This is a genomic window from Allochromatium warmingii (genome assembly GCF_900107145.1).
GTDB lineage: Bacteria > Pseudomonadota > Gammaproteobacteria > Chromatiales > Chromatiaceae > Thermochromatium > Thermochromatium warmingii.
The window spans coordinates 22,673-32,820 of sequence record NZ_FNOW01000033.1; the positions used below are offsets into that span (position 1 = coordinate 22,673).

The 10,148-nt window shown below is 56.2% G+C and carries 10 protein-coding genes and 1 tRNA gene; 5 read left to right on the forward strand and 6 right to left on the reverse strand.

Going from position 1 to position 10,148, the window contains the following annotated elements:
• The first annotated feature begins 3 nt into the window (after positions 1-3).
• On the forward strand, positions 4-1,011 hold the full coding sequence (locus BLW10_RS10095) for a carotenoid 1,2-hydratase (protein ID WP_245709318.1): 1,008 nt from the start codon (positions 4-6) through the stop codon (positions 1,009-1,011).
• Between the two features lie 126 nt (positions 1,012-1,137).
• On the forward strand, positions 1,138-2,007 hold the full coding sequence (locus tag BLW10_RS10100) for a polyprenyl synthetase family protein (protein ID WP_091334417.1): 870 nt from the start codon (positions 1,138-1,140) through the stop codon (positions 2,005-2,007).
• Between the two features lie 100 nt (positions 2,008-2,107).
• Here the strand turns inward: BLW10_RS10100 and mepA are convergent, their stop codons facing one another.
• Both mepA and ffh read right to left on the reverse strand, forming a co-directional pair.
• A complete protein-coding gene (gene mepA / locus BLW10_RS10105; RefSeq protein WP_091334419.1) occupies positions 2,108-2,974 on the reverse strand; it encodes a penicillin-insensitive murein endopeptidase in 867 nt (288 codons plus the stop codon).
• 17 nt (positions 2,975-2,991) lie between these two features.
• Positions 2,992-4,389: a signal recognition particle protein gene (gene ffh, locus BLW10_RS10110; protein ID WP_091334420.1), complete on the reverse strand. Its 1,398-nt coding sequence runs from the start codon at positions 4,387-4,389 to the stop codon at positions 2,992-2,994.
• A 187-nt stretch (positions 4,390-4,576) separates the two neighbouring features.
• Between ffh and BLW10_RS10115 the strand changes: the two genes are divergently transcribed.
• From BLW10_RS10115 to BLW10_RS10125, 3 genes are all read left to right on the forward strand, one after another.
• Positions 4,577-5,389, forward strand: coding sequence for a cytochrome C assembly family protein (locus BLW10_RS10115; RefSeq protein WP_091334421.1), 813 nt, complete (start codon positions 4,577-4,579; stop codon positions 5,387-5,389).
• A gap of 24 nt (positions 5,390-5,413) precedes the next feature.
• A tRNA-Lys gene (locus BLW10_RS10120) sits at positions 5,414-5,489 on the forward strand.
• Between the two features lie 470 nt (positions 5,490-5,959).
• The gene (locus BLW10_RS10125; protein WP_091334422.1) at positions 5,960-6,997 is read left to right on the forward strand and encodes an IS630 family transposase; all 1,038 of its coding nucleotides are present in this window, start codon (positions 5,960-5,962) and stop codon (positions 6,995-6,997) included.
• A 190-nt stretch (positions 6,998-7,187) separates the two neighbouring features.
• On the opposite strand, the gene csx16 is transcribed toward BLW10_RS10125, so the two are convergent.
• The 4 genes from csx16 to BLW10_RS10145 all read right to left on the reverse strand — a co-directional run bounded on the left by csx16 (position 7,188) and on the right by BLW10_RS10145 (position 10,066).
• Entirely contained in the window at positions 7,188-7,505 is a 318-nt protein-coding gene (gene csx16, locus BLW10_RS10130) for a CRISPR-associated protein Csx16 (RefSeq protein WP_091334423.1), read from the reverse strand.
• Between the two features lie 26 nt (positions 7,506-7,531).
• A complete protein-coding gene (gene csm6 / locus BLW10_RS10135) occupies positions 7,532-8,650 on the reverse strand; it encodes a CRISPR-associated ring nuclease Csm6 (protein ID WP_091334424.1) in 1,119 nt (372 codons plus the stop codon).
• Between the two features lie 26 nt (positions 8,651-8,676).
• Positions 8,677-8,913, reverse strand: a complete 237-nt coding sequence (locus BLW10_RS10140) for a hypothetical protein (protein WP_091334425.1) — start codon at positions 8,911-8,913, stop codon at positions 8,677-8,679.
• Positions 8,914-9,151: 238 nt separating this feature from the next.
• Positions 9,152-10,066 carry an RNA-guided endonuclease InsQ/TnpB family protein gene (locus BLW10_RS10145; protein WP_245709322.1) on the reverse strand — a complete coding sequence of 305 codons (915 nt, stop codon included), beginning with the start codon at positions 10,064-10,066 and terminating at the stop codon, positions 9,152-9,154.
• Positions 10,067-10,148: the final 82 nt, after the last annotated feature.

Genomic DNA, 10,148 nt, shown 5'->3' on the forward strand with positions numbered 1-10,148 from the left:
GTTATGCACGCTTCATCTGTTCAGCAGGACGCGCCGCCCGCGTCTGATACGGTCAATATTCGCGCCTGTGCGCCCGGTGTCGGGCCGTGCTTTGATGCAGCGGTCATGCCTGAAGGTTATCTGTGGTGGTATGTCGATGCCCTCAGCGACGACGGTCAACACGGGATTACGCTAATTGCGCAACTTGGAAGCTGTTTTTCGCCGTATTACGCCAAAGCTCGGCGGCGTGGCAACAGCGATCCGCTGGAACATAATTCACTCAATGTCGCGCTCTATGGCGTTCACAAACGCTGGTGCATGACCGAGCGCGGGCGGTCGGCCTTGCGCCGCGATGCGACACGCTTAGAAATCGGCCCGAGTTCGCTGACTTGGGATGGCAACTGCCTGACGATCCAGATTGAAGAAATCACGGTGCCGCTGCCGTCGCGGTTGCGCGGTACGGTGCGCGTCTATCCGCAGACGCTCGCCGGTCAGCCCTATCAGCTCGATCAGGGCGGACGCCATTACTGGGCACCGATTGCCCCGCGTGCGCATGTCGAAGTGGCATTTGAGCGTCCGGCATTGCGCTGGTCGGGCAGTGGTTATCTGGATTCCAACTGGGGCATTGAGCCGCTCGAAAAAGCGTTTCAGCGTTGGGAATGGTCGCGGGCGATGCTCAAGGATGGCGGTGCGGCGATTCTTTATGATGTGACCCAGCGCGAAGGCCAGCGCCCACCGCTTGGTTTGCGGTTTAATTCCAATGGCGAAGCAGAATATTTCGATGCCCCGCCGCATGTAACCCTGCCAAAAACTGGCTGGCTGATGCGGCGCGGTACCCGCGCTGATCTGCATCAGGGGGCAAGTGTTGCCGAAACGCTCGAAGACACGCCGTTTTATACGCGCTCGGTGTTAAAAACTCATCTGCTCGGCGAGCCGGTCACAGCGATGCACGAGAGCGTCTGTCTCGACCGTTTTAGCGCACCCTGGGTGCAGCGGCTGTTGCCGTTCCGTATTCCACGCGCTCGCGGCTGACGGCTGACCCAGTGAGCGGACGTTGACGTGTCGCGTGCGTCTGTCTATTGTACATGACACATCTGGGTGTCAACTCAGCTTTACAATTTTGATTATTTGAGCTACAGGTTTGCCGGGGGATCATTGATGGACGCCACACCAAGAATCGAGCAGGCACTTGCCGCTGCCCTAGACGCCGTGGCCGTCTCCGGCTGTCCACCGCGTTTAGCCGAAGCCGTGCGGCACGCCGTATTTCCGGGCGGAGCACGGGTGCGGCCACGGCTGTGTCTAGCGGTCGCAGCGGCCTGTGGCAGCACCGATTATGCGGCGGCAGATGCGGCGGGCGTCGCCATTGAACTGCTGCACTGCGCCTCGCTGGTGCATGACGATCTGCCCTGTTTCGACGATTCACCGCTGCGGCGCGGCGTGCCCTCGGTGCATCGCGCTTTCGGCGAACCGCTGGCGGTGCTGGCGGGTGATGCACTGATTATTCTGGCTTTTGAGCATCTGGCGCGGCATCTGGCTGACACGCCCGCTCGACTCGCCCCGCTGCTGCTGACCATCAGCCGTTCAGTTGGAATGCCGAACGGCATCACGGCGGGTCAAGCGTGGGAGTGTGAGCCGCAAGTAACGGTTGAATCCTATCATCGCGCAAAAACTGGTTCGCTGTTCACAGCGGCGACGGCCGCCGGCGCACTGGTGGCCGGTGCAGATGCCGATGCTTGGAGCATTGTCGGTGACAAGATCGGCGAGGCCTATCAGGTCGCGGACGATCTGCGCGATGTGGCGGCGAGTGCGCAAGAAGTCGGCAAACCGGTCGGACGGGATGCCGTACTCAATCGCCCGAGTGCTGCCGGTGAATTGGGCATTGATGGCGCGATTGCGCGGCTACGCGGTCTGGTCACAGGCGCGATTGAGGCGATTCCGCCCTGTCCCGGGCGCGACCAATTCGCCGAAGTGCTGATGGCCGAATCGCGGCGCATTATGCCGAAAGATCTGGCACAACACGCCGCCTAACCGAACCATCTAACCCGCCTGTACGACACCAGCCGCCACGCCGATGCACCTGCTGGCGGCTGGAAGCTAAACGCTGACAGCTCCAGCTCCCCACGCCCCCTCACGGACTCGTCAACACCGCTCGACAGGCCGCTGGCATCTTCGGTGTTGCAGGGCGCTGCGGTTTACCCGTGCCCTTTTTGGCCTGACCGCTCAACACTTCATCACTCAGCCACCACGCCAAATCCGCGCCACAGCCATCGCCCGGCGGTACCGGCTTTTGCAGCTCACAACTCGGGCTATCATCAGGACAGGCCAGCCGCACATGAAAATGCGCATCATGGCCCCACCACGGGCGCACCTTGCGCAACCAACTCCGATCCCCGTCCGCGCTCTGACACAGTTCCTGTTTAATCGCAGCATTGACAAAGATGCGATCCACACGCGGATGCTGTGCCGCCGCTGCGATCAACTCAAACTGTGCTTGTCCCCAATGCTCACTGACCGTGCGCCCGCCCGCTGCGACCATGCTCGGCGGATCGGAGCGGTTATCCATCAACTGCCGGGCCGCGCTCGGCGAATTGGCGAGCGTGAACCAAATATCGACATCCAGTCCATTCTGATGACTGCGATGTGAGGATGACATCAAACCGCCGCGTGGTTGACTGAGATCGCCGAGCATCAGCAACTGCGTACTGCGTCGCTGTTGCGCCCGTCCCATCTCCTGAATAAACGCCAGCAGATCGGGATGACCGTAATAACGATTGCGATAACGCCGGATGCTGACATAGCCCGCGCCGGTTTCGGGCAGCGTCTCCGCGCCGCTGATGCAGCCATTCGCCGCACCGCCGATCACTTCAGGCGCACCGGCTGAAGGCTGTTTCACTTCGCCCCAGGGCGTCGCCAACAGCGGCGCACTGAACAAACACAGCAGGATAAGCAGCCTGAGCTGGAGCGGTGTTATTGCTTGGCGATCACGCACAAACATACCGATGTCCTCACGGATCACAGCGGCAACCCACCACCTGGAGGAAAACCACCGCCCGGCGGCAACATCCCCGGTGGTAGCCGACCTTGCAGCGAGCGCATCATCTTTGCCATACCGCCGCCTTTCATCTTTTTCATCATTTTTTGCATCTGCATAAATTGTTTGAGCAATTGATTGACATCTTGCACCTGGGTGCCGGAACCCGCCGCAATCCGCCGTTTGCGCGAGCCTTTAATAATGGCCGGAAATTGGCGCTCATGCGGCGTCATTGAATTGATGATCGCCACCAGCTTGCCCATTTCTTTATCACTGGCTTTGTTTTTAACATGCTCAGGAATTTGATTCATGCCGGGGAGCTTTTCCATCAAGCTCATCATGCCCCCCATTTTATTCATCTGGTCTAATTGCTCTTTGAAATCAGCTAAATCAAAATCCTTGCCTTTTTTGAGCTTTTTAACCAGCTTTTCGGCCTGTTCCTTGTCAACTTTGGCCTGCACCTCTTCAACCAACGACACCACATCGCCCATGCCGAGAATGCGCGAGGCCACACGCTCGGGATAAAAGGGTTCGAGCGCAGTGGTGCGCTCGCCAGTGCCGAGAAACTTGATCGGCTTGCCGGTGATCTGGCGGATCGAGAGCGCCGCGCCGCCCCGCGCATCGCCGTCGGTTTTGGTGAGAATCACGCCGGTCAGTGGTAAAGCCGCGTCGAAGGCTTTGGCGGTGTTGGCCGCATCCTGACCCGTCATCGCATCGACGACAAACAGCGTTTCCACCGGCTTGATCGCCGCGTGAATGCGCTGGATCTCGTCCATCATCTCGGCATCGACGTGCAGCCGACCTGCGGTATCGACGATCAGCACATCTTTGAACCGCTTGCGGGCGGTGTCGAGCGCCCGTTGTGCGATCTGGAGCGGATCTTCATCGCTCTGACTGGGGCAGAACTCAGCCCCGACCTCAGCAGCTACGGTGTGCAACTGCTCAATGGCTGCCGGTCGGTACACGTCACAACTGACTACCAGCACCGATTTTTTCTGTTTGTCCTGCAACCAGCGGGCAAGCTTGGCAACGCTGGTGGTTTTACCGGAGCCTTGCAGACCGGCCATCAAAATCACTGCCGGCGGCTGGGCGGCCAAATCGAGCCGTTCATTGGCCGCGCCCATGAGCTTGACCAGCTCATCATTGACGATCTTAATCAGCACCTGTCCGGGCGTCAGACTCTTGGTCACCGCCTCGCCGAGCGCCTGTTCGCGGATATCCTCAATAAACTGGCGCACTACCGGCAGCGCCACATCCGCTTCCAGCAGCGCCATGCGCACGGTGCGCAAGGTATCCTTAATATTGTCTTCGCTCAGACGACCCTGACCGCGCAGATTGGTCAGAACCGTCTCGAAGCGATCTTGGAGCGTTTGGAACATGAGCGAACCTCGATCTGGGCATCCGGCGCGTAACAAACACCCGGAGCGAACATGAATAGGAGAAAGCGACGGCCTATGTTGCCATCGGTTTACGACGGAACTTTATGAGTATAATGCACGGTCATCATCGCCCGATACGACTAGGGACGACTTCCAGCCACCGTCATTCGAGCTTCAAGAACGCACCATGACCCAAATCCTCATTGCCTACCTTGCCACGCTCTGCTACCTGGCCTCGGCCGCTTTTATTGGCATTCGTCTGTTCCGCAAGACGGGCTGGATTCCGCCGCGTGTTTTGGCGATTGCGGTCGGTTTTGGCGGCCTCGTGCTACATAGCTGGCTGCTTTGGGACGGCATTTTTAGTCATGCCGGCATCAATCTCGGTTTTTATCACGCACTGGCGCTGACCTCGTGGACGATTGTGGCGCTGCTGCTGATCTCCAGCTTAACCAAGCCCGTCGATAATCTGGGGTTGATTCTGCTCCCAGCGGCGGCGATGAGTTTGATTTTGGAAGCGCACATGGCTGATGTCGGTTTTATGCGCGAATCGGCTGGCACGGCGCTCAAGCTGCATGTGCTGCTGTCGATGCTGGCCTATAGTCTGCTCACGCTGGCGGCGGTGCAGGCGATGCTGTTGGCGATTCAGGATCATCATTTGCGCAACCGGCATCCGACTGGCTTTGTGCGCACCCTGCCGCCACTGCAAACAATGGAAAGTCTGCTGTTTGAGATGATTTTTGCTGGTTTCGTGCTGCTCACGCTGGCGCTGCTCAGTGGGTTTGCGTTTTTAGAAAATATGTTCGCGCAGCATCTGGTGCACAAAACCGTGCTCTCGGTGCTGGCGTGGCTGGTGTTCGGCGGGTTGCTGATTGGGCGCTTCCGCAAGGGCTGGCGCGGGCGCACGGCGATTGTCTGGACGCTGGGCGGTTTTGTGATTCTGATTTTGGCGTATTTTGGCAGTAAGGCGGTGTTGCAATTTGTCTTGCAGAACGCGAACTGAGTCGAGTATAATGCTCTGCTTTAAGCGCCCTTAGCTCAGTCGGTAGAGCATCTGACTTTTAATCAGGTGGTCGTGCGTTCGAGTCGCACAGGGCGCACCATATAAAACAAGGGTTTAGCCGAAAAGCTAAACCCTTTTTCTTTGCCTAGATGATCTCAGGGTAACGCTGGGGGTAACTTTTTAGCAGCGTTTGGCCTTGTTTCGGGTTGTGATGGGATCGCGGACAAGGCTGCTCGCAATGTGTACTAGCTCGCGTCCGTGCGCCGCAGATTTCACTGTTGTTGTTCGTCATTCGCTTCACCTGATCGAGCCTTGCGTTACGGTACCGTTCGCGAGGGCGTGCGCTGTAGGGTTTTGTGGTGACTCATGGACTTGGCGGACTGCCGCAGCGTTCTAACTTTTTCCAAGCTTCTCACGGGGTTGGTGTTCACCGCGACGCCACCGCGGGCGGATGCCTTTATCGTAGGTTGGTATAGCGCCTGCATTTATTAGCCAGACATTTTATGAACAAAATCGGTTTTTATTTGTCTCATAGAAGAGTGAATCAACCTACTTGACTTGGGGGTTGTGATGAAAACCGATTGGTTGTCAGATGCCCGCTTAATTCCTGATGAAGTGATGAGTTATCTTCGAAAGATGGCTGTGCGTGCTGTGAGAGAATTTGGTTACAGCCCCGAGGATGTGGTCAAGATGATGGGCTTCAGTCGCAGTTGCATTTATGATTGGCTGAATCGTTTTGACGCACTGGGATACGATGGATTAGCAACCAAAAAAGCGCCGGGGGCTCAACGAATAATCACCGAAAAAATGGATGTGTGGCTAAAAGAGATTATTCTCGGATTGACGCCGACAGATTTCGGATACCACACGCATCTTTGGACGTGCCAAATTTTAGCTGAACTGCTTTCGCGTCGCTATGGGATTCGCGTGGCAAGCGAAACTGTCAATCATCATGTGCGCGAGATGAATTTGACTTATCAAAAGCCAAGTTATATTCCAAAAGAACAGGATGTCGATGAGGTCGAACAATTTCTGAATGTAGCATTCCCTAAAATTCAACGCTTTGCAAATGTGATCGGCGCGGACATTGGCTTTGAAGATGAGGCAGCCGTTGATCTACGCGAGCATTCTGGAAAAACTTGGGGCACCTGCGGCGAAACACCGGAAGTACCCGTTACAGGTGGACGTGGTCGATTCAATATCTTATCGGTTGTCACGGCAAAAGGAGTATTGAATTATCGTGTCACCGACAAAAAGATCAATTCAAAAGCATATATTGAATTTTTGAAGCAAATCCTAAAAGGCCGTCAGCGCCCATTGATTATGATTGCTGATCGCGCAACCTTTCATACATCAAAAGCAGTGCGAAAATTTGTTGCGAGTAACCGCCACAAAATACGGATTCATTTTTTGCCTGCATATAGTCCCGAACGGAATCCAGATGAGCATGTCTGGGAAGAAATCAAAGATAAACGTCTCGGGCGGCAGTCAATTAAAAATAAAAGCGAATTAAAGAAACGATTGTATTCAGCACTCAAATCGCTACAAAAAAGAACGGATCGCGTAATTTCGTTTTTTCATCTTCCGGAAACTCGATACGCTTTATAAAGCAGGGGGGTGTCTGGATATCAAATTCATTATTTATAGCATCTTCTGCTATGAGCAAATCAAGAATAGATTTTGCCCGTATACGCATTTGTTTGCAGCCTGTGCTTCTAGGTAAATAATTTTGGGCACTACCCAGAGCCGATGGATTCGGTGCGCCTATGGAACCGCATTCCCTCGTCTCAGGCGGACGTCACAAGCTTGCAGCGGCGTCCGTCGGTTCAACGCACGTGATGCGGTACTCCTCGATCCGCGCCCCACATACACGCATCTGTTCGGCGGTCAATTCCCGCCCGCGCAGTTCCGGCGGTAGATCCAGCGACAGATTCAGATAGCGCCCGCCGCGTGCGCAGACCTCGGCGGCCAGATTCACCGGCAGCGAACCGATGACGAGATCGCCCTCCTGAACGAGCGCCGGATCCAAATGCAGAATGACGGCATCGACCGTGACGCCCTCCTCAGCGGCCCAGTTACTGGCTCCGGGATGGCGGGAGACAAAATAAGTGGTCATGCGTCAATCCTTGAATCAAATATGCTTCAAACGCCGACGATCTCAATCTGCTCTGAAACCAGCGGAAAGGCATTGTCCTTGCCACGCCCAATTAGATAGCGTTCCGCCGAGCGTTTACCTAGCGTGAGGGCAAAGGCTTTGTTGATATTGCTCTTGTGGGGTTGGAAGTATTCGTTGGGTTCATGCGCTTTGGCGATCCGCCAGCCTAAGGACTCTTCGAGGCGCTGATAATCGGCCCCATCGGGATTGAAGATCCGGACGGCGACATCGGACAAAAACTCCTGTGCTACCTCCGGCTTTGACCAGTCGGTCGTGCGCTCCCCACGCCCAGCGCGTTCGGCCAGCCACAGCAGAATAAGAAATTCCGTTTTGCTCAACATAATCTCTTCGTCATCGGCCCACACGCGCTGGGCTTTCACATCCAGCACCAAATGCGGTTCTTGAAGGCCACGATTCGCCGTGGCGACAGCGCGGGTAAAGCTCGTCTGTCCGGTGCGCAGTCGCTCTGGTAGGCCGTCGCGTAGCAGCACGAAGGGAATATCCGCCAGATCGATCAGGGCATGGCGAGCATCAACCGTGACTTCCTTATCACCGCGTGGGCTGTGAATCGGATGCTCGTAGGGCGTCGGATAGTAGAAATTGCGGTTAGTCTCATAGGGGTCAGAGACCAGCACATGCGATAGCCGATCTTGCGGACGCCCGTAAAGCGAGAGCGCATAACCTAAGTAATAGCCCATCGTCTTGCGCCCGCCAGCGATGGAGACATGTAGTTCGCTGTTAGGGTCTGCGGTCAGTGCGCGTAGCGTCTCGGTGATGCAGTCTGCCGCTTGGGTGTTGTCGGCTTGGGTGCGGATGTCGTCGAGCGGCTGGCCCTCGGCATTCTGGAGCACATGGATCTGCTCGGAGGTGAAGGTGATCGGCGGCAGTTCGTAGTCCGCACACAGCCGATGGAACCAGTGTTCACCCGCCAGCAGATTGAGGCGGGCGTTGTTGGCTCCGGTCGTGGTGGTGATGAGGTGGATTTCGTGCGGAATCCAGGGATTGTCAGCGCGACACGCCAGCGCATACAGCGTTTCGGTGACGATCTGCGGGGTCAGGCCAGTGACAGCCAGCAGGATGCGGCGCGGGGTGGTGTGTTCAGACATGGTGGTGCTCCGTTGAAGTGACTGGGTTAGTCGAACAGACTCGCAATGCCAGCAACAACGGCGCTGCCGATTGCCAACGGGATCGTGACGGGCGCAGCAACTGCACCTGCCATAATCAGGGCACCGCCGGCCACAGCGCCCGTCACGGCACCCGCGCCGACCGCCACCGCCGTGCGCTCGGCACTCACTTCATTCGATCCGGCGATCTGCTTGGACAGTTCGTTACCAAACAATCCGAGGCTCACGGCTTTTTCAATCGACATAGATCACTCCAATAGATGATGTAGAACCAGCCGTGCCGGTGTTGTGTTGACGGAAATAGCGTAACGCGGCACAGCGCCTCGCGTGTCGATCACAAGCTTGTGATCGCATACACGCTATCCGCTGAACTGAGCACACATCCTCGTTATGCAGCGGGTCTAGCAATCGGTGTTATGCGGCGGATTGATGCTGCCGCTCATAAAAACCTACCCAAACTTGCATGAAGCTGAATAAATCTGTTCACGTCGTCAACGCCAGTGCGGGCGAACCCGTCTTACCTGACTCTTCCGTGCGTTTAAGGTCTCGCCTGAGCGCGTCGCGACCATACTGATCAAGGTTTTTAGCGGCGTTGAGGTCGCGATCCATGACGTGTCCGCAGTCACAGACCAGCGTGCGCTGTGACTGTGGCATGTCGTGGATCTGACCGCAGGCGTGACAGGTCTTAGACGATGGAAACCACCGATCCGCGATGATGATAGTCACGCCGCGCCATTGGGCCTTGTATTCGATCTGCCGCCATAATTCACCCAAGCCGGCATCAGCGATGGCGCGGGCGAGTCGGCGGTTCTTCGTCATTCCAGTGACATTCAGGTCTTCAATCGTGATGACCTGATAGGTACGGGTCAGGTGATCGGACAGTTCGTGGAGCACTGCCTGACGCTGGTTCTTGATCCGCTGATGCAGTCGGGTGACGCGGAGCTTGGCTTTCGCTCGGCGTCGGCTGCCTTGTTGTTTGCGCGACAGGTTGCGTTGTCGGCGCTTCAAACGCTTAAGATGCTTTTTGAGTTGTTGATTGGCGGGGATGACCGCTCCGGTGCTGAGGGTGGCGAGATGCTTGATCCCGAAATCCACACCGACTGAGGGTTGATCCGGCGTGTGTGGGTTGTAGTCCTCAGTTTCGACCAAGATTGACACGTAGAAGCGACCGGCCTGCTTGCTGATGGTGGCCTGTTTGGTCTGGCCAGTGAAGCGCAGCGGTTGGCGCATCGCAATTCGCGTTTTGAGCCGCTCGATGCGCAATTGACGACCCGTCACAGCAAACTTGGTCGGTTCGCGCAGCGCAAAAGAATCGTTAACATCCTTTTTCTTGAACTGCGGATAACCCGGTTTTTTGGCTTTCGCCTTGACGCGCCGGAAGAAATGCTTATAGTTAATTGCTTAAGTCTCTATAAGAATCCAGGGAATAAATTGCTCAATCCAAGATTGAGCAAAACTTAATTTATAGCTAAGATTTCGC